Raw genomic sequence first — 19984 nt, forward strand, 5'->3', positions numbered from 1 at the left:
GAACGCGTCTCCGGCGGCGGGGAGGCGATGGGCTTGTTCCGTTCCACGGAACGTAGTTCCATGGTCGGCGGACATCGTGTCACTCCGCCGCCCCGACCGGAAGGCATCAACTGATGCAGATCAGGCACTCGACCCATCCGGCGCAGTTGCCGGACTTCGACACGGACGGGCTGCGGCAGCACTACCTCGTCGACGACCTCTTCGTACCGGGCGAGATCCGGACCGTCTACACCCACGAGGACCGCATCGTCCTCGGCGGCGCGACCCCGTCACCAGGCAAATCGCTGAAATTGGAAAGCGCTTCCCCTCTGCGCTCCCAGTACTTCCTGCAACGACGCGAACTGGCCGTGCTCGCGATCCGCGGGACCGGGACAGTTACCGTGGACGGGACCGAACACAAACTCGGTACGCGCGACTGCCTTTACGTCGGCCAGGGCGCCGCCGACGTCGAGTTCCACGCCGACGACGAGGACACCCGCTTCTACCTCTTCTCGACGCCGTCGCACGCCTCGTTCCCCACCGCCGTAGCCCGCTTCGACGAGGTCGACGTGCTGAAGCTGGGCGACCAGAGCACCGCGAACGTCCGGGAGATCCGCAAGTTCGTGCACGCCGACGGCATCCGTTCGTCGCAACTGGTGCTCGGCGTGACCTCGCTGGCGCCGGGCAGCGTCTGGAACACGATGCCGCCGCACACCCACGACCGCCGCACCGAGTGCTACCTCTACTTCGACCTGCCGGAGGAGCACCGCGTCGTGCACCTGTGCGGCGAACCGCAGAACACGCGGAACATCGTGGTGCGCAACGAGGAAGCCGTCATCTCGCCGTCGTGGTCCGTCCACAGTGGAGCGGGAACGCACTCGTACACCTTCGTCTGGGCCATGGGCGGCGAGAACCAGGCCTACGACGACATGGACCCGGTCGCAGTTGCGGAGCTGCGGTGAGCTTCTCCCTGGAAGGCAAAACCGCGCTGGTGACCGGTGCTCGCACGGGCATCGGCGCGGCGATCGCCCGCGGCCTGCACGACGCCGGCGCCCAGTTGATCCTCGTCGGCCGCGGCGACCTCTCCGGTGTGGCACCGGCCCTGGCCACGGTCTCCGTGGACCTGGCGCAACCGGAGTCCGTCGAACCCGCGCTGGCACCGGTGCTGGCCGAACATCGCGTCGACGTCCTCGTGAACAACGCCGGCACCATCCACCGTGGCGCCGCCGTCGACGTCTCGCTGTCGGACTGGCAGCGGATCATGGCGGTCAACCTCGACTCGGCGTTCGAGATCTCGAAGCTCTGCGGCCGTCAGATGATCGCCAACGGCGGCGGCAAGGTCGTGAACATCGCGTCCCTGCTGTCCTTTCAGGGCGGAATCCTCGTCTCGGCCTACACCGCCTCGAAGCACGCGCTGGTCGGCATGACCAAGCTGCTCGCGAACGAGTGGGCGGCGTCGAACGTGCAGGTCAACGCCATCGCCCCTGGCTACATCGAGACGAACAACACCGCTCCCCTGCGCGCGGATCCCGGCCGCGAACCCGCGATCCGTGATCGAATCCCGGCAGGTCGCTGGGGCACACCGGAAGATCTGGTGGGCCCGGCGGTGTTCCTTTCGTCCGCCGCGTCCGATTATGTGACCGGACACGTACTGGTCGTGGATGGAGGCTGGCTGGCGAGATGACCGATACCGCCGTCGAAAAAACGCTCGCCGTGCTGGAGGCCCTGGCCGACCACACGCGCATCACGGACATCGCGCGGGTGACCGGCCTGCCGAAGTCGACGGTCCACCGCCTGCTCCAGGCGATGGTGGACCGCGGCTTCGCGACCATCAGCTCGGACGGATACCTGACCGGACCGCGGGTTCTGGCCCTGGCGGGCAAGGTCCTCCGCCCGATCGACACGGTGGAGCGAGCACGGCCTTCGTTGCGCGCACTGCAGGAGTCGACGAGCTGCACCGTGCACCTGGCCGTGCTGTTCGGCGACGAACTGGTCTACGTGGACAAGATCGAGGCCGACAAGCCGTACCGCATGGCGTCCCGCCTGGGCATGTCGCTCCCGGCCCACGGCACCGCCATCGGCAAGGCAGTGCTGGCCTCGCTCTCCAGGTCCGAACTGAACGCCTACATCTCCCGCACCGGCCTGCCGGGCCGCACGCCGCACACGATCACCTCTTCTCCTCGCCTGAAGTCACAGCTGACGCGGGTGCGCCGCTCGCGGTTCGCGCTGGACGACGAGGAGAACGAGGTGGGCGTGCGCTGTGTGGGCGCCGCGATCCGGGACCACGCGGGCACGGTGATCGGCGGGCTTTCGGCGTCCTCGCTGGCGATGGAGCACTCGCTGCCGGAGCTGATCGCGCTCGGGCCGCGGGTGCTGCGGGCGGCGGACGAGGTGTCAGCCGCGCTGGGGTGGCTCTGAGACCAGGTCAGGTACGAGGTCGAGCAACCGGGCGATGTCGTGGAACCCGCGCGGGCAGGCCGTCACCACGGCCTCGTGCCCACCGGCGGTCCGCGCGTACTCCAGCAGGAAGGCCGGGTCGATCTGGTCCGGGTGGTAGATCTGCGCCTCCACGACCACGCCGGTGTCGCTCTCGCAGCGGTAGTGCGGGTCGTGCCAGTGGATCCACCACGTCCGGCCACCGACCTCGACCTCTTCCAGGAGGTCGTCGTCCAGGTCGGGGTTCGGCAGCGCGCCGACGAGCATCCGTGCCATCGCGCGGAACTCGGCGATCAGCCGGGTGAGCTCCGGCCGGAGCCTCGCAGCCGTCTCCTCGGTGACCGTCACTCGGAAAGCCAAGACCTCACCCCCTGTGCAGCGTCGTCACCATCGCCTCGATGGCGATCCGCGGCTTCACGTTGACCTCGATGGCCTCCCTGCACGCCAGCACGGCCTCCAGCCGCCGCAGGATCGACTCGGAAGTCCAGCTGGCCGCGGCTGTCCGCGAGTCGTTGGACCGGTCCGGGTGCATCAACGCGGCCTCGGACCCGGTCTTGACCACCAGCGCGTCCCGGTAGAAGCCGGCCAGGTCGACCAGGGCCATGTCCAGGGAGTCGCGCTGCGTCCGGGTGGCCCGGGACTTCTGCCGCTTCTCCAGATCCTTCAACGCACCCTTGGCGCCACGCGAGGCGGCCGCGGTCCCCTTGCCGGTGCCACCCGCGCCCATGGCGGTCTCCAACGCCTCCCGCTCGGTCTCGTTGCGGGACTCGTTGGCGGTGGACGCGTCGTCCTCCGCGGCCTTGATCAGCTCGTCGGCACAGGTGAAGACGTCGGCAGGTTTCCGCAACGCCAACGGGATCCGCAACACGGCCTCACGCCGCGAACGCGACTGCTCGTCAGCGGCCAGCCGCCGGGCCCTGGCCACGTTCCCGCCGCAGACCGACGCCGCCCACTGCGCCATCTCCAGCGAGACCCCGTCCACGGCCTCCAGCGCCGAAGCGATGGCGGCGGGCCGAGGCGACCCCAGGGACACCAGCCGGCACCGGGAGCGAATGGTCACCGAGACGTCGTCCGGGTGGTCGGAAGGCGCGCACAGCAGGAACACCGTCCGCTCCGGCGGCTCTTCGACAGCCTTCAGCAGAGCGTTGGCCGCACCCTCGGTGAGCCGGTCCGCGTCCTCGATGATCACGACCTGCCACCGGCCGGAGGTGGGCCGGCGGGCGGAGATCTGGACCAGCGACCGCATCTCGGCGACGGAGATCGACAGGCCCTCGGGCGCCACGACGCGAACGTCGGCGTGCGTGCCGTGCAACGTGGTGCGGCAGCCGGAACACTCGCCGCATCCAGGCCGGTCGTCCGTCACCAGGCACTGCAGCGCGCCGGCGAAGGCACGTGCGGCGGACGTGGGACCGGACCCAGGAGGGCCGGTGAAGAGCCAGGCGTGGGTCATCACGCCGGGAGCGGGGGTGCCTCCCGCGACGATCGTGGCCGCGGCTTCCGCGGACGCCGCCAGGGTCGCCACCGCGTCGGGCTGGCCGACCACCTCGTCCCACACGCTCATGGGTGCAGTCTTCCAGCGAGCGGTCAGACCGCGGCTTCGGGGACCGCGCGCCTGCGACCGGCGAGCAGCGGCACGACGGCGGAACGGACCCGGTCCGCCACCTCGTCGACGTCGCCCTCGGCCTCGACCACCACGTAGCGGTCCGGGTCGGCGGCGGCCATCTCGCTCAGCAGCCTCTGCACGCGCCAGTGGTGCTCCGGGCCGATGCCCTTGCCGTCGGTGACCGGGCGGTCGAGCAGGATCGTCAGGTCCGGGCGCAACCGACCGGTGGCCCAGTCGACCAGGCCTTCGAGCTCCTGGTGTTCCAGCGAACTCGTGGCGCTGAAGTGCGCGAGCGGCGAGTCGACGTAGCGCTCCATCACCACGACGGAGCCGCTGTCCAGCGCGGGGCGCACCTGCCGTTCGACGACGTCCGCGCGGACGGCGGCGGCTACGAGAGCTTGCGCGCGCACGCCGGCCAGTTCGGCGGACGACAGCATCGTGCGCAGGCGGCGTTCGTCGTGTTCGGGGTCGGCGGCCAGCAGCACTTCGAGGCCTTCGGCGCGCAACACCGCGGCCAGGCGGCGGGCCTGCACCGACGTGTCCTCGCGGGTGTCGCCCTCGACGGCGATCAGCATGCCCTTGGTGGGCCGGCGGCCGCGGATCGCCGCGAACAGCGACGACAGCACCGGCTCCTCGCGGCGGTCGTCCATCTGCCGGTACGCGACGAGGCCCAGCACGATCGCGATCACCGCGCCGCCGAGCATCACCGGACGGCTCGCGTCGACCTCCATCGGGTGGCCGAACACGCTGACCTGCCGCTTCTGCAGCAACGTGAGCAGCAGCGGCGCACCAGCCGACGATCCGAACAGCACGACCTTCAGCAACGTCTGGATCAACGCGACCGTGCGGCCGCGCATGTCGTCCTCGACCTGCGATCCGACGATCGTGAGACCCGTCAGGAACGCCACGCCCGCGCACGCGCCGACCAGCGCCACCGTCAGCAGCGCGATCCACAGGTGCGGGGCCAGCGCGACCAGCGCCAGCGAGATGCCGGCGAGCACGATCGTGACGCCGAACAGGCGGTTGTAGGCGAGGCGCTGCGCCAGCCGGGGTGCCGTCGCCATGCCGACCGCGAGCCCGAGGAACACGGCCACGAACAGCAGGCCGAACGTCGAGGCGCCGCCCAGCAGCGACAACGCGTAGAGCTTGGCCGTCCCGATCACGGCACCGGCCGCGGCGAACGCGCCGATCATGCCGATGAGCAGACCGCGGACCAGCGGCGTCTTGCCGGCGAACCTCAGTCCGTCGCGGAACATCGCGATGAAACCGGGCTTGTCCTCGTCTTCCCTCTTGCGGGTCGAGACGACGCGGCCGGAGAGCTCCGGCAGGCGGGTCGCGACCAGGATCGCCGAGGTGAAGTACAGCAGGCCGTTGATCACCACCGCGATCGTCGCGATGTTGAACTCCAGGTTCCCGCCCTGCAGGTTCAGGTACGCGGGAATGCCCGAGATCAGCGAGTAGAGACCGAAACCGCTGATCGTCGAGATGCCGTAGGTCATCACCAGGCCGAGCTGGTTCGCCGACTCCACCTGGTCGGGGCGGCGCAGCAGGTTCGGGACCGCCGACTCCTTGGCCGGGATCCACAGCATCGCGCAGCAGCCGACCAGGAAGTTCGCCACGAAGAGCCAGATCGGGGAGCCGATCAGCGCGATCGAGATGAACAGCGACCCGCGCAGGACGTCGCAGACCACCATCACCTTGCGGCGGTCGAACTTGTCCGCGAGCACGCCACCGATGGGCGCGAAGAGGATGCCGGGCAGCAGCTGGGTCAGCACGACGAGAGGCAGCGCGAACGACTGCCACTCGTAGCTCTTCATCATCGCGGAGACCAGACCGGTCAGCGCGAGCAGTGACAGCCAGTCACCAACGCTGCACAGGTAGGTGACGAGCCAGAGCCGCCGGAACGGGCGGATGGCGAGAACTGACCGAAGCCGGTGAACGGTGGACACGCTGGACTGGGCCTGCCCTGCCTGGCCTGCCTCGGTCACCGGTGTGTCCGCGTCCTGAATTTCAGTCACCCCTAAATCGCCACTCCCGTGCGGTCAGCGTAACCGGATGTGGTGAGTCAGCACGCCGGACTCACAACACGGCTAGCTGAAGATCGCTCCGAGAATGCTGACCAGGATCAGGACGAAGAACCCGATGACGACCAGGCAGCCGATGAACGCGGCCACGCCGCTCGTCTGCCTGGCGGGTTGCTGCGGTTGCTGTTGTTGTTGCGGCGCAGACATTTGGTACGTCGGCGCGAACTGCTGGACGGCGTACGGATGCGCCTGCTGCGGCTGAGGTGCTCGCTGTGCCCGGCCCCGCGGCCGCCGTTGCTCCTGCTGCATCTGCGACCAGACGGCCTGCCGCGCTTCCTCGGTCGGCTCCAGAGGTGTCGGCACCGACACACGTGAGCTGAAAGACGTCCATTGAGGAGCGACGAAACTGTCAGCCGTCACCAGGCCCGCGAGCGGGTCGGGGAACAGCCGGGGAGGCGGCGGGGCCTGAGTCCCGTCCGGACCGAACTCGTTGATCGGCACCGCCACCCCCTGCTCAACTCTTGGTCTTGGCCGGAGCCTTCTTGGCCGCCGGCTTCTTCGCCGCGGCCGGCTTCTTGGCCGGAGCCTTCTTCTTGACCGGCCCCTTCGCGCGCTTCTCTGCCAGCAGCTCGGCCGCGCGCTCGTCGGTGATCGACTCGACGCTGTCGGTCTTGCGCAGCGACGCGTTCGCCTCACCGTCGGTGACGTACGGGCCGAAGCGGCCCTCCTTGATCACCATCGGCTTGCCGGACACCGGGTCGTTGCCCATCTCGCGCAACGGCGGAGCGGCGGCGGCGCGGCCGCGCTTCTTCGGCTCGGAGTAGATCTTCAGCGCCTCGTCGAGCGTGACGGTGAAGATCTGGCTCTCGTCGACCAGCGACCGCGAGTCCGTGCCCTTCTTCAGGTACGGGCCGTAGCGGCCGTTCTGCGCGGTGATCTCGGCGCCCGTCTCCGGGTCCTTGCCGACCACGCGCGGCAGCGAGAGCAGCTTCAGCGCGTCGTCGATCGTGACCGTGTCGAGCGACATCGACTTGAACAGCGACCCGGTACGCGGCTTCGGCGCCTTCTTCGGGGCGGTGCCGTTCTCGGCCGGCTCGGGCAGGACCTCGGTCACGTACGGACCGAAGCGGCCTTCCTTGGCCACGATCTCGTTGCCGGAGACCGGGTCGGTGCCGAGCGAACGGCCTTCCTGCGGCGTCGAGAACAGCTTCTCGGCGATCTCGTTGCTCAGCTCGTCCGGCGCCAGGTCGTCCGGCAGGTTCGCGCGCTGCGCGGTGCCGTCGACGTCGCGCTCCAGGTACGGCCCGAAGCGGCCGACGCGCACGACGACCGTGCGGCCCTCGGAGTCGCTGAACAGCGGGATCGAGTTGACCTCACGCGGGTCGATGTCCTCGACACCCGTGCCGACCAGCTTCTTCAGACCGCCGGAACGGCCGATCGAGCCGTCGGGGCCGACGCTGCCACCGAAGTAGAACCCGGAAAGCCACGTCGTGCGCTGCTGCCGGCCCGCGGCGATGCCGTCCAACTCGTCTTCGAGAGCGGCGGTGAAGTCGTAGTCGACGAGCCGGCCGAAGTGACCCTCCAGCAGCCCGACGACGGCGAACGCGACCCAGGACGGGACCAGCGCCGCGCCCTTCTTCCACACGTAGCCGCGGTCCTGGATGGTGCTGATGATCGACGAGTAGGTGGAGGGACGGCCGATGCCGAGCTCCTCCATCGTCTTGATCAGCGACGGCTCGGTGTAGCGCGAGGGCGGCGAGGTGGTGTGACCGTCCGCGGACAGCTCCGCGATCGTCAGGTCCTGGTCCTTGACCAGCAGCGGCAGGCGCGACTCCGCGTCGTCCGACTCGCCACCGGCCTCGGCGTCGACGGTCTCGACGTAGGCCTTGAGGAAGCCGGCGAACGTGATCGTGCGGCCGGACGCGGCGAACGTGACCTCCTGGCCCGTGCCCGCACGGCCCTGGATGCGGATGCTGGTCGTGTTGCCCCGCGCGTCCGCCATCTGGGAGGCGATCGTGCGCTGCCAGATCATCTCGTAGAGCTTGAACTCGTCCGAGTCGAGCTCGGCGGCCACCTGACCAGGCGTGCGGAAGACCTCTCCTGCCGGCCTGATCGCCTCGTGGGCCTCCTGCGCGTTCTTGACCTTGCGCGTGTACTGGCGAGGCTGCGGCGAGACGTACTGCGCGCCGTAGAGGTCCGTGGCCTGCGTGCGGGCCGCGTTGATCGCGGTCTCCGACAGCGTCGTGCTGTCGGTACGCATGTAGGTGATGTAGCCGTTCTCGTACAGCTTCTGCGCCGTGCGCATCGTGCGGTCGGCGGAGAACCGCAGCTTGCGGCCCGCTTCCTGCTGCAGCGTCGAGGTCATGAACGGCGCGTACGGCTTGCGCGTGTACGGCTTCTCCTCGACGGAGGCGACCTTGACCGGCGCGTTCTGCAGCCCGGCCGCGATGGCGCGGGCCTGGGCCTCGTCCAGCACGACGACGTCGGCCTTGCCGGTGAGCTTGCCGTCCGAGCCGAAGTCGCGGCCCGTGGCGAGACGCGTGCCGTCGACGGCGACGAGACGCGCGCCGAACTGACGCGGCGCGGCGTCGGCACCGGCGTCCATCTGCGCGGAGATGTCCCAGTAGCTCGCCGAGACGAACTTCATCCGCTCGCGTTCGCGTTCCACGACCAGACGCGTCGCCACGGACTGCACGCGGCCAGCCGAGAGCTTCGGCATGACCTTCTTCCACAGGACCGGGCTGACCTCGTAGCCGTAGAGGCGGTCGAGGATGCGGCGGGTCTCCTGCGCGTCGACCAGGTCCTGGTCGAGGTCACGCGGGTTGGCCGCGGCGGCCTGGATCGCGGACTCGGTGATCTCGTGGAACACCATCCGGCGGACCGGGATCTTCGGCTTGAGCGTCTCCAGCAGGTGCCACGCGATGGCTTCACCCTCGCGGTCACCGTCTGTCGCGAGGTAGAGCTCGTCGACGTCCTTCAACGCTTCCTTGAGCTCGGTGACCAGCGACTTCTTGTCCGCGGAGATCACGTACAGGGGCTCGAAGTCGTGGTCGACGTCGACGCCGAGCCTGGCCCAGGCCTGGCCCTTGAACTTCGCGGGAACGTCGGCGGCACCGCGCGGCAGGTCCCGGATGTGTCCCCTGGAGGACTCCACGACGAAGTTGGCGCCGAGGTATGAGGCGATCTTGCGCGCCTTCGTGGGCGACTCGACGATCACCAATCGTCGGGTGCTACCCCCGCCTCCGCTGCTCTTCTTCGTCCGTGTCGATCCAGCCACTCGCCGTCCCGCTCTCTTCCAAACCCGGTTCCCAGGCCCGCCAGTGTTGCCCAGCGTCGGCCGAAAAGCACACCATCCGTCATGTCTCCGCGACGCCCGTACGACGAGACAGAGTGACACAACCTTGCCCGACCGCCCCGCTCAGGCCGCCGGCCAGGTGCTCATCGCCACTCCCTGAGGAGGGCTTCCGACCAGCTCAGCGAGCCGTGCCAGCCTTCGCCGGCCGGTCACCCGCAACGCGGGTGCCCCTACCAGGGTGCACGGAAGTCCGGATGCGAGCAGCGCATTTTGCAACGGTGCGTGTGTCTGCGGTGCGTTGGGGTCCAAACCGAGCAGGTACGCGGACTCCATCCAGCTGCCCGCCGCCAGCGCCCAGACGCGCAGCACTGCTCCGTTCAGCTCGAAGTCCGGCGGCACCGTCTTGACGGTTCCGTCCAGCCAGCGGGCGGCCAGAGGAGTGAGATCGGTGCGGAACGGCGTGCGGACGAAGTGCGTGCCCGCCTCGTTCACGCACAGCTCGGTGGTGACGCCGCGCTCGGCGCAGGCCTGCTTGAGAGGGCGCAGTCGCCAGTCGTCGCGCAGCTCGGTGTACACGCGGGCGGCTGTACCGCGCGCGAAGCTGACGGCCTGCCCCGGCCCGCAGAGGAAGCCGGCGAGGTCCGCCTTGGCCGGGGTTCGTGCCTCGGCCGAGAAGAAGGACAGCTGCCCAACCACGGCCCACAGGGTAGAACAGACGTTCGAGTGTGACCAGTGGGACAGTTGTTACTGTCCCAGCTCCTGGCCCTTCGACCTGATCTCCGAGCACGGTGCGGACTGGCCTATCGCCGCTGCGTACTTCGGCCGCTTCTGCAGTTCCTGGAAGGTGGCGCGGAGGTCTTCCGGGCTGGTCACGACGTTGGTGTCGGCCAGCACCTTCTCGGCGCCTTCCAGGAACTGGGCGTTCGGTTCCAACCCCTGGACGGGAGCCTGCGCGTCGCCGTACGACTTGGCGGACTCTGTCACGAACTTGACCAGCCGTTCGTGCACGCCCTTGAGGTCGTCCTCGGGCGCGCCGAGCTCCTTCAGCTTCTTCTCGGCGGCGGTGAACGCGGTGGTGTTGGACGAGACGAGTCTCACGTACCCGTCCTTGACCGCGGCGAAGTTCGCCGGGTCCTGTTTGCGCAGCTCAAGGCCCGCTTCCATACCTGGCAGGACGCCACCGCAGAACGCGTCCACCCACTGCCGTTGAGCGTCGGTGATCGGCTTGTCCGCATCCGTTCCACAGGCGGTCAGCACGACGGCACCGGTCAGCAGGGCAGCGAGCAGACGTGTCCTCACCCGGACTAGTTTCCCCCGGACTGCTTCGCCAGCCCCTGCCAGGCCTTGCACACCTCGTTCGCACGGAACGCCTCGGCGTACTTCGGGCTCGTGTCCACGATCTGCTTGAACAACGTCGCCACGGCGTCACCACTGCTGCCGACCATGATCTGCTCGTACCGCTCGGGGAACTTGTCGTCCGCCGCCTGCGCCCGCAGCCGCGCCGAACTGTCGTCGAAGGTCTTGGCCTCGTTCCGCAGCGCGCCGACCAGCCGTTCGTGCAGGCTGCGCACGTCCGAACCCAGCGGGCCGAGCTTCTCGAGCTCATCGGCCATGTGCCGGTCCGACACCGCCGCCCCCGCTGTCCAGGCGACCACGGCCTCCTTGACGGCCTCCATGCCCTCCTGGGCCTTGCCCTGGAGCTGGAGTCGCGCGGTCTGCGTGACGCCCATCGGGCCGCAGTAGGCCTCGAACCAGGCCACCGGGTCCGCGCCGGGCACGTCCGCCGTCGTGGTGGTCGTCGGTGCGGCCTGCTGGACCGGAGCGGGTGGCTGCGTGCCGCAGGCGGTGATCGCGGCAGCGCTGAGCACGGCCGCGACCAGGCGGAACGTCGTCACTGGCCGAGCATCTTCCCGAGCTTGGCGCGCATTTCGGTGCACTCCGGCGCCTTCGCGACGGCGTCCTTGAACTTCGGGTCCGCGTCGAGCTTCTTGATCTGGTCCGAGAGCTTCGACGGGTCCGCGGCGTCGCCACCGACCTTCTCGACCTGCGCCATGAAGTCGGGCGCGGTCGCGTCGATCTTGCTGATCTGCTCGCGGACCGTCACGTACTCCTTGGCGCCGTCGCCGAACATCTTGACCAGCTCGTCGTGCATGGCCTGGTTCTCGGGGCCGGGCGCGCCGACCTCCTTGAGCTTCTTCTCGGTGTCGGCCATCGCCTTGCCGCCGGTCTCGAGCAGCTTGAGCATGCCCTCCTTGATGGCGGGCGGGTTCTCGGCGTTGGCCGCGACGACGGTGATGAGCTCGATCGCGCCCGTGAGCACCGGCGTGGTGCCGGAGCAGAACGCGCCCACCCACTTCACCGGGTCGGCGGCGGGCGTGGTGGTCGTCGTGGTCGTGGGCGCGGTGCTCTGCGCGGACGGCGCGGCGGTGGTGCCGCAGCCCGTCACGGCGAGGGTGAGGCCTGCGCAGGCAGCAGCGATCGACAAACGTGCGTTCACGGTGAAATCCCCCAGGAAATGACTAACCGGACCGCCGAACAGTACACGTTCGGGCGATCCGGTCAGTCGGGCTTTCCGTCGTCAGGAAGCAGGGGGAGACGTCTGAAGACCCTTGCAGTTGTTGGCCTTCTGCGCGGCCGAGGCCAGGCCCGTCTCGTCGAACTTCTTCTGCACGTCGGCGCCCGCCTTCTCCAGTTCGCTCGCCCTGGCGACCATCTCCGTGAAGGCGGTGATGGCCTGGGTGGCGTCCGTCGAGGCGTCGAGCTTCGACCTGGTGTCCGCGAGCAGGGTCCTGATCTGACCCATGCCGTCCTGCGCGGCGGTGGCCAGCTCCTTCGACTTCGGGTGCGGGCCGTTCTCCAGGCCCTTGAGGTCCGAGATCGACTTGTCGACCGCGGCGACCTTGGTGCCGAGCCAGTCGGACAGGCCCGTCTTGAGCTTCGCCGGGTCGCTCATGTCGATCGGCGGCTCGTCGGACATGGCCTTCACGGTGCCGTCGACGGCACCGCAGACCTTGTCCATCCACGCCACGACGTCGGCCTCACTGGCGGTGGGCGAGGTCGAGGTGGAACCTCCGCTGCTGCACGCGGTGACCGCGAGCAGACAGCACGTCAGAACTGCGAGGACTGTGCGGCGCATGGGCCGGAAGTTACTCCGGACGGCCCCGCTCAGCTCGTCGGCGTGACGTTGAGGCGCTGCATCGCCTGGCACTGCTGCGCGGACTGCGTGGCCTTCTGCAGCTCGGGAACGTCCTTGAGTTCGCGCAGCGGGTCGGCGAGCTCGGAGAGCTTGGCGATGGCCTCTCCGGCGGCCTGGAGGCCTCCGTTGGCGTTGTTGGCGTCCGCCTGCTCGACCTTGGTCTTGGCGTCGGTGAACACGACACCGAGCGAGGTGAACGTCTCGGCCATCTTGTTGACGGCCGCCTCGCCACCCGCGACGGGCGACGGGCCGACGTTCTTGAGGCCCTCCGCCGACTTGGTGAAGGCGTCGGCGAGCTGGCCCATGTACGCGGCCATGTCGGCCTTGAGCTTGGCGGAGTCGCCGGCGTCGAACTTGGGGGCCGTCTTCTCGATCTTGGCGAACTCGGAGGCTGCGCCGCACACCTTGTCCATGTAGGCGACGGCCTCGGGGCTGGCCGCGCCGCTGGTGGGCGTCGATGAAGTGCCGGAGTTGCCGCCGGTGGTGCACCCGGCCAGCGCAAGGGCGGCAACAGCGGCAGTGGCGACGAGGCTGCGCCTCATGTCGTAACTCCTCGGTCGGGGTACGTCGGGGGAAGACCCGAACGTACCCCGACCAGAGGTGGATCTACGCGGCGCCGTTGCTGACGGACTCCGCGGGAGTGTCCGCGATCGCGGTGCCGCGACGCTTGGACACGATCACCGCACCGGCGATGACCAGTGCCGCGACCACGGCGATCGCGATCCGGATCGGGTCGGACGCGCTGTCACCGATGGAGAAGGTGACGATGGCCGGCGCGATCAGCACGGAGACCAGGTTCATGACCTTGATCAGCGGGTTGATGGCCGGACCCGCGGTGTCCTTGAACGGGTCGCCGACGGTGTCGCCGATGACCGTCGCGGCGTGGGCGTCGGAGCCCTTGCCGCCGTGGTTGCCGTCCTCGACCAGCTTCTTGGCGTTGTCCCAGGCACCACCGGAGTTGGCCAGGAAGACCGCCATGAGCGTGCCGGTCGCGATGGCACCGGCGAGGTAACCGGCCAGCGGGCCGACGCCGAGGCCAAAGCCGACGGCGACCGGGGCGAGCACCGCCATCAGTCCAGGAGTCGCCAGCTCACGCAGCGAGTCCCTGGTGCAGATGTCGACGACGCGGCCGTACTCCGGCTTCACCGAGTAGTCCATGATGCCCGGGTTCTCGCGGAACTGACGGCGCACCTCGAACACGATGGCACCGGCGGCGCGCGTCACGGCGTTGACCGCGAGGCCCGAGAACATGAAGACGACGGCCGCACCGATGGTGATGCCGACCAGCACGTTCGGGGTGAACACGACGAACGAGAACGACGACGCGTCGCCCACGACCTCGCCCGTCTTGAGCAACGCCTGCTTGATGGCGTCGCTGTAGGAGCCGAACAACGCCGTCGCGGCGAGCACCGCCGTCGCGATCGCGATGCCCTTGGTGATGGCCTTGGTGGTGTTGCCGACCGCGTCGAGCTCGGTGAGGATCTGCGCGCCCTCGCCGTGCACGTCACCGGACATCTCGGCGATGCCCTGCGCGTTGTCCGAGACCGGGCCGAACGTGTCCATCGCGACGATGACACCGACGGTGGTCAGCAGACCACAACCGGCCAGCGCGATGGCGAACAGCGCGACGACGGTCGATCCGGAGAGCAGGAACGCGCCGTAGACGGCCGCACCGATGACGAGCGCGGTGTAGACGGCCGACTCGAAACCGACCGAGATGCCGGACAGGATCACCGTGGCCGCACCGGTCAGCGAGGTCTTGCCGACCTCCTGCACCGGCTTGTGCTCGGTGCCGGTGTAGTAGCCGGTCAGCCAGAGGATGACGCCGGCCAGCACGATGCCGATGATCACCGCGACGGACGCGATCAGCGCGGGGTTGCCGCTGACGCCCTTGATCTCGTCGCTGATGCCGTTGAGGTCGGCGAACGAGCTCGGCAGGAACGCGAAGGCCGCGATGGTGCACAGCACCGCGGAGATGACCGCGGAGATGTAGAAGGCGCGGTTGATGGCCGCGAGGCCGTTCTCGCCCGCCTTCGCCTTGGTGGTGTAGACGCCGATGACCGCGGTCAGCACGCCGATCGCGGGAACGATCAGCGGGAAGAGCAGGCCCTGCGAACCGAACGCGGCGGTGCCGAGGATCAGCGAGGCGACCAGCGTGACGGCGTAGGACTCGAAGAGGTCCGCGGCCATGCCGGCGCAGTCACCGACGTTGTCACCCACGTTGTCCGCGATGGTGGCGGCGTTGCGGGGGTCGTCCTCGGGGATGCCCTGCTCGACCTTGCCGACCAGGTCGGCACCGACGTCGGCGGCCTTGGTGAAGATGCCGCCACCGACGCGCATGAACATCGCGAGCAGTGCGGCGCCGAAACCGAAGCCCTCCAGGACCTTCGGGGCCTGACCCGCGTACACGAGCACGACCAGCGCGGCTCCGAAGAGACCGAGACCGACCGTGGTCATGCCGACCACACCACCGGTGCGGAACGCGATGCGCGTCGCCTTTTCGCGACCGCCTTCTTCGTTCGCGGCGGCGGCGACACGCACGTTGGCGCGCGTGGACAACCACATGCCCAGGTAGCCGATAGTCGCCGAGAACGCGGCACCGACGAGGAAGAACAAAGATCGGCCGATTCGCTCGGCCAAATCATCCGCCGGTAGCGCGAACAGCAGTACGAACACGATCACGACAAAAATGCCGAGCGTGCGGAACTGCCGGTTGAGGTAGGCCGCTGCGCCCTCCTGAACCGCCTTGGCGATGTCCTGCATCTTGGGGGTGCCCTGACCGGCGGCCAGGACCTCCTTGAGCAGTACGTACCCGACGGCGAGAGCAGCCAGGGCGACCACGGCGACCACGGCTACGACGCCGCGATCACCCCCGGAGAGCTCGAGGCTCTCCGCGAGGAATTGCCGGGACATCCGTCCTCCTGGTGAGTTGCCATGTGCAGCGCCAAGGCAGTCCAGCCGCCCAGCGCGACGTGACGCATCCCTCATTGGATGCGATGAGCGGGGAGTCTAGGGGGTGGTTGCAACGAGGCAACGAAACGTCCCGATCCGTGCACACACCGTTATCTGCGCAGGAAGTCGAGTACGGCCCGGCCGGGACTGTCGGTGGTGTATGCGAAGCTCGATCTCGTGGTGGATCAGGGACGCCGGTTGCTGGACCGCGTGCTGGCGGGCGTGCCCGCCGGGGAGACACCCCTCACGCACGCGCGCGATCTGCCGTTGCGGCAGGCAGATCACGTGGAGTGGCCTGCGTGGACGGCTCCGCCGGTCGTCGAGGCGTTCGTCGAGACGGGTGTGCGCGAGCCGTGGCGGCACCAGGCCGAGGCCGCTTCGCTGGCGTGGTCCGGGCAGCACGTGGTCCTCGCGACGGGCACGGCGTCGGGCAAGTCACTTGCCTACCAGTTGCCCGTGCTTTCCACTCTTTTGGCGGACACGAAGGCCACCGCGCTGTACCTGTCCCCGACCAAAGCCCTTGGCGCGGACCAGCTCCGGTCGCTCGAGGAACTGGGGATCAAGGGGGTGCGCGCGTCGGCCTACGACGGTGACACCCCGATGGCCGAACGCGACTGGGTCAAGGCCCACGCGAACTGGGTCTTCACCAACCCGGACATGCTGCACCGCGGAATCCTGCCGCAGCACCCGAAATGGCTGCGGTTCTTCCGCAGGCTGAAGTACGTGGTGATCGACGAGTGCCATTCCTATCGCGGCGTTTTCGGTTCGCACGTGGCGTTGTTGATGCGTCGCCTGCGGAGGGTCGCCCGCAAATACGGCGCGGATCCGATCTTCGTTCTCGCATCGGCCACAGTGGCTGATCCTTCCGGGTCGGCGGAAAGATTGCTCGGCGTTCCCGTTTCCGCTGTCGTGGACGACTTTTCGCCGCGTGCGTCGCGCACGGTCGCGTTGTGGGAACCCCCGCTGACCTCTCTGGAGGGTGAGAACGGCGCTCCCGTCCGGCGCTCGGCGGGCGCGGAGACGTCGCGGATCCTGGCCGACCTCGTGATCGAGGGCGCACGGTCGCTCGCGTTCGTGCGCTCGCGGCGTGGCGCGGAGCTGACGGCGATGGGCACCCAGCGGATTCTGTCCGAAGTGGACGGTGAGCTGCCCGGCCGGGTGGCCGCGTACCGGGGCGGGTTCCTGCCGGAGGAGCGGCGCGCGCTGGAGAAGGCTCTGTCCACGGGCGACCTGCTCGGCGTCGCGACCACGAACGCGCTGGAGCTCGGCGTCGACATCGCCGGGCTGGACGCCGTGGTGGTGGCCGGTTTCCCCGGCACGCTGGCGTCGTTCTGGCAGCAGGCGGGCCGTGCGGGCCGGTCAGGGGACAGCGCGCTGGTCGTGTTCGTGGCGCGCGACGACCCGTTGGACACGTACCTGGTGCACAACCCGGCCGCCGTGCTGGACAGGCCGGTCGAGGCGACGGTGCTGGACCCGCTGAACCCGTACGTGCTGGGGCCGCAGCTGGCCTGCGCGGCGTCCGAGATGCCGTTGACGCCGGCCTGTCTGGACGACTTCGGCGGACCGCTCGCGGAGGCGGTGCTCGCCGAACTGGTGGCGGAGAAGCTGCTGCGCAAGCGGCCTGCCGGGTGGTACTGGGCGTCGCACGACCGGCCGCACGCCGGGGTGGACATCCGCGGCTCCGGCGGCGACCAGGTCGCCGTCGTGGAGTCGGACTCCGGCCGGATGCTCGGCACGGTCGACCCGGGATCCGCCTGCTGGCAGGTGCATCCCGGCGCCGTGTACCTGCACCAGGGGCGGGCGTACGTGGTCGACGAGCTCGATCTGGACAGCGGGCTCGCGATGGTCCACCGCGAAGACCCGGAGTGGACGACGCAGCCGCGTGACTGCGTGGACATCACCGTGGTGCGCGAGATCGAGCGCACCGACTTCGGCGGGGTGTCGGTGTGCCTGGGCGAGGTGGAGGTGACGACGCAGGTCGTCGGCTACCTGCGGCGGCTGCCGTCCGGGGTGGTGCTCGACCAGATCCCGCTGGACCTGCCGGAGCAGACGCTGCAGACCCGCGCGGTCTGGTACACGGTCGACGAGTCGCTGCTGTTCGACGCGGGCGTGGAGGCGAAACGGATCCCCGGTGCCCTGCACGCTGCCGAGCACGCGGCGATCGGTCTGTTACCGCTGTTCGCGACGTGCGACCGGTGGGACATCGGCGGCGTGTCGACGGCGGCGCACCCGGACACGGGTATGCCGACGGTGTTCGTGCACGACGGCCATCCCGGCGGCGCGGGCTTCGCTGATCGAGGGCACACGGCGTTGCGGGCGTGGCTATCGGCGACGAGGGCGGCGATCAGCGCCTGCGCGTGCCCGATGGGCTGCCCGTCCTGCGTGCAGTCGCCCAAGTGCGGCAACGGCAACGACCCGCTGGACAAGGCCGGTGCCGTGCTCGTGCTGGACGTGGTGCTGGGCAAAATCGCCTGACCGGGTGGCCTCCGCCCGGCTACCTTGATGCCGTGACCGCAAGCAGCTGCAACGCCACCGACCGGACCCGTCGCACCCAGCGCGGCTGAGCCCGGACGCTTCGCCGCGCCCGTCCCCCATTGGCCACGGGTTCATCGGAGTCTGCTTTGTTCACGCCTTTTGCTGATTTGAACGCACTTCTCGCCGACCTTGTCTCGTCCGTGCGCGAGATCCTCGGCCCCACCTACGTCGGCGCGTACCTCCAGGGCTCCTTCGCCCTGGGCGCCGGTGACCTCCACAGCGACTGCGACTTCATCGTCGCCTGCACCGAACTCCCGTCCGGCGAGCGCGAGGCCGGGCTCCGTGCCCTGCACGACGAGATCCCGACCCGTTGCGGCCGCTGGTCGACCGAGATCGAGGGCTCGTACGCCGACGTGGAGTCGCTGCGCTCGGTGGCGGGCCTGGGAGTTCCGTGGCTGTTCAACGACCACGGCACGCGCACCTTGGTGTGGGACCTGCACTGCAACAGCCCGCACGCCCGCTGGATCCTGCGCCACCACGGCATCGTGCTGGACGGCCCGCCGATCACCTCACTGGTCGACGAGGTGCCGGCTTCCGCGCTGCGCTCGTCGATGCGTGCCGAACTGCCGCACGTGCTGTCCGGCATCGCGGAGTGGGCGCCGATGGGCAACGCCTGGACCCAGCGCTACATCGTCTCGGCGTACTGCCGCACGCTCTACACCATCCACACGGGAGAGGTGGAGTCCAAGCGCGGCGCCCTGGTGTGGGCGAAGAAAATGCTCGATCAGCGGTGGCACCCGCTGATCGAGCAGGTCCTGCAGGACCGGGAACTCGGCTGGGACGCCGATGCGGTTCCGCGGCCCGGATCCATGGAGGAGACCTTCGCCTTCGCTTCCTACGCGGAAACTCTCCAGCTCTAGGTCTACCACTTTTCCGTGGGGCGCGGCGGGGGCTCACGGGTACCCCCGCCGCGCTCTCCACGTGCCGAACACTGTGTTCCCGCCTGCTACCGCTTCATGACCGGATCCCTTGGAACATCGGTGGAATCTGGTTCGTTCGTCTCGACAGGACACGCGGGAGGCGACGGTGTCGACTGTCTGCTGACGAACTCCGGGGAGGAGCCGGCTTCACCGACCGCGGCAGAGCTGGCGCCCTGCCACTAACGTCCTCGGTCCGGTCACTGTTGCGGGAGGCTGTCCTTCGGGGTGCGTGTTCGGCTTTTTCGCCCGGTCCTCCGACCACCCCCGACGTGCGGGGTGCGGGGGCCGATCATCAGATCGGGCTGTGGTGGAACGGCCGTGCAGGGCATCGCCTTCGGGGTTGTCGGGGAGAGTCCACGACGACACCCAACACGGCCGGGCTTGGATTCAGTTGTAGGTCAGACGGTTTCGAGCTCGAAGCGCGCCGGAGCGTGCACGGCCTCGACGAGTGCGTCCTGCACGACGTGAGCCTCCGGCAGGTTCCAGCCGCAGACCTGCGGCTTGACCCGCCAGTGCACGACACCGTGCGCCATGGTGGTGGGGGGCAGCGGGATGTACTCGCCCTTGCCGTAGAGGTGCACGTCCGCGTTGTTGGCCAGCTCGGCGTTGAGCTTCGAGCCGGACTTCACGAGGAACATCCACCGGCCGGACGGGGTCGCGGCGATCGGCACGGGAACACCGATCTGCCGCAGTGCGACGGCCGCGCGGTGACCGAGGCCGGCACCGACCTCGATCGCGTCCACCACGTGACCGGTGGCGACGAGAAGGCTGTAGGAACGACCCGCCCACCACGTGGCGACCTGGTCGGGACGAGTCCCGATGCGGTCCACCCAGTCGCGGTGCACGGGGATCGGGCCGTGCAGCTCGAGGCCGCTGCGACCGGCCCACTGCGTGACGCCGTTCTCAGTACCGGCCGGATAGGTGCCGGGCAGTACGGGCCAACCGCGGTACGCGAGGCTCACGGCCTCGGCACGCAGTTCGATGCGGAAGGCCCCGCGCCAGCTATCCGACCAATCCATCTTTCGTCGCCTTCTTCCCAGGCTC

18 protein-coding genes are annotated in these 19984 nt (G+C 69.1%); 5 read left to right on the forward strand and 13 right to left on the reverse strand.

The genetic code is table 11. From position 1 onward, the window contains the following. Positions 1–113: 113 nt before the first annotated feature. From kduI to ACH413_RS41130, 3 genes are read left to right on the forward strand one after another with little or no spacing between them, the layout of a single operon-like run. Complete coding sequence (gene kduI, locus ACH413_RS41120) at positions 114–941, forward strand: 5-dehydro-4-deoxy-D-glucuronate isomerase (protein ID WP_360045789.1); 828 nt, start codon at positions 114–116, stop codon at positions 939–941. Further along, entirely contained in the window at positions 938–1663 is a 726-nt protein-coding gene (locus ACH413_RS41125; protein ID WP_360045791.1) for an SDR family oxidoreductase, read from the forward strand. The genes kduI and ACH413_RS41125 overlap by 4 nt, the downstream gene beginning before the upstream one ends. Continuing rightward, positions 1660–2397 (forward strand): IclR family transcriptional regulator, encoded by a 738-nt coding sequence (locus tag ACH413_RS41130; protein WP_360045793.1) that lies wholly within the window; start codon positions 1660–1662, stop codon positions 2395–2397. Before ACH413_RS41125 ends, ACH413_RS41130 begins: the two co-directional genes overlap by 4 nt. On the opposite strand, the gene ACH413_RS41135 is transcribed toward ACH413_RS41130, so the two are convergent. The 12 genes from ACH413_RS41135 to ACH413_RS41190 form a co-directional block, all read right to left on the reverse strand. Then, positions 2374–2775, reverse strand: a complete 402-nt coding sequence (locus ACH413_RS41135) for a hypothetical protein (protein ID WP_360045795.1) — start codon at positions 2773–2775, stop codon at positions 2374–2376. The two genes, ACH413_RS41130 and ACH413_RS41135, sit on opposite strands and share 24 nt — an antisense overlap. A gap of 4 nt (positions 2776–2779) precedes the next feature. After that, complete coding sequence (locus ACH413_RS41140; RefSeq protein ID WP_360045797.1) at positions 2780–3976, reverse strand: DNA polymerase III subunit delta'; 1197 nt, start codon at positions 3974–3976, stop codon at positions 2780–2782. 23 nt (positions 3977–3999) lie between these two features. Continuing rightward, entirely contained in the window at positions 4000–6036 is a 2037-nt protein-coding gene (locus ACH413_RS41145; RefSeq protein ID WP_396425752.1) for a bifunctional MFS transporter/dTMP kinase, read from the reverse strand. 72 nt (positions 6037–6108) lie between these two features. After that, positions 6109–6543 (reverse strand): hypothetical protein, encoded by a 435-nt coding sequence (locus tag ACH413_RS41150; RefSeq protein ID WP_360045799.1) that lies wholly within the window; start codon positions 6541–6543, stop codon positions 6109–6111. A 13-nt stretch (positions 6544–6556) separates the two neighbouring features. Beyond that, entirely contained in the window at positions 6557–9319 is a 2763-nt protein-coding gene (gene topA / locus ACH413_RS41155) for a type I DNA topoisomerase (RefSeq protein WP_360045801.1), read from the reverse strand. Positions 9320–9460: 141 nt separating this feature from the next. Further along, positions 9461–10033 carry a hypothetical protein gene (locus ACH413_RS41160; protein ID WP_360045803.1) on the reverse strand — a complete coding sequence of 191 codons (573 nt, stop codon included), beginning with the start codon at positions 10031–10033 and terminating at the stop codon, positions 9461–9463. Between the two features lie 48 nt (positions 10034–10081). Further along, on the reverse strand, positions 10082–10636 hold the full coding sequence (locus ACH413_RS41165) for a hypothetical protein (RefSeq protein WP_360045805.1): 555 nt from the start codon (positions 10634–10636) through the stop codon (positions 10082–10084). 5 nt (positions 10637–10641) lie between these two features. Continuing rightward, a complete protein-coding gene (locus ACH413_RS41170) occupies positions 10642–11232 on the reverse strand; it encodes a hypothetical protein (protein WP_360045807.1) in 591 nt (196 codons plus the stop codon). Beyond that, a complete protein-coding gene (locus ACH413_RS41175; protein WP_360045809.1) occupies positions 11229–11834 on the reverse strand; it encodes a hypothetical protein in 606 nt (201 codons plus the stop codon). Before ACH413_RS41175 ends, ACH413_RS41170 begins: the two co-directional genes overlap by 4 nt. Positions 11835–11915: 81 nt before the next feature. After that, positions 11916–12473, reverse strand: coding sequence for a hypothetical protein (locus ACH413_RS41180; protein ID WP_360045811.1), 558 nt, complete (start codon positions 12471–12473; stop codon positions 11916–11918). Positions 12474–12502: 29 nt separating this feature from the next. Beyond that, the gene (locus ACH413_RS41185) at positions 12503–13075 is read right to left on the reverse strand and encodes a hypothetical protein (RefSeq protein WP_360045813.1); all 573 of its coding nucleotides are present in this window, start codon (positions 13073–13075) and stop codon (positions 12503–12505) included. Positions 13076–13139: 64 nt separating this feature from the next. Next, positions 13140–15446 (reverse strand): sodium-translocating pyrophosphatase, encoded by a 2307-nt coding sequence (locus tag ACH413_RS41190; RefSeq protein WP_360045815.1) that lies wholly within the window; start codon positions 15444–15446, stop codon positions 13140–13142. 216 nt (positions 15447–15662) lie between these two features. Here ACH413_RS41190 and ACH413_RS41195 point away from each other — a divergent pair, with 216 nt between their 5' ends. Then, positions 15663–17960 carry a DEAD/DEAH box helicase gene (locus ACH413_RS41195; RefSeq protein ID WP_396425756.1) on the forward strand — a complete coding sequence of 766 codons (2298 nt, stop codon included), beginning with the start codon at positions 15663–15665 and terminating at the stop codon, positions 17958–17960. Positions 17961–18160: 200 nt separating this feature from the next. Further along, positions 18161–18880: an aminoglycoside adenylyltransferase domain-containing protein gene (locus ACH413_RS41200; protein ID WP_360045819.1), complete on the forward strand. Its 720-nt coding sequence runs from the start codon at positions 18161–18163 to the stop codon at positions 18878–18880. 458 nt (positions 18881–19338) lie between these two features. Here ACH413_RS41200 and ACH413_RS41205 read toward each other — a convergent pair whose 3' ends face one another. Then, the gene (locus ACH413_RS41205) at positions 19339–19959 is read right to left on the reverse strand and encodes a bifunctional DNA primase/polymerase (protein ID WP_360045821.1); all 621 of its coding nucleotides are present in this window, start codon (positions 19957–19959) and stop codon (positions 19339–19341) included. Positions 19960–19984: the final 25 nt, after the last annotated feature.

Origin of the sequence: Lentzea sp. NPDC020367, from assembly GCF_044387305.1 — a bacterium.
In the GTDB taxonomy this organism is placed as follows: domain Bacteria; phylum Actinomycetota; class Actinomycetes; order Mycobacteriales; family Pseudonocardiaceae; genus Lentzea.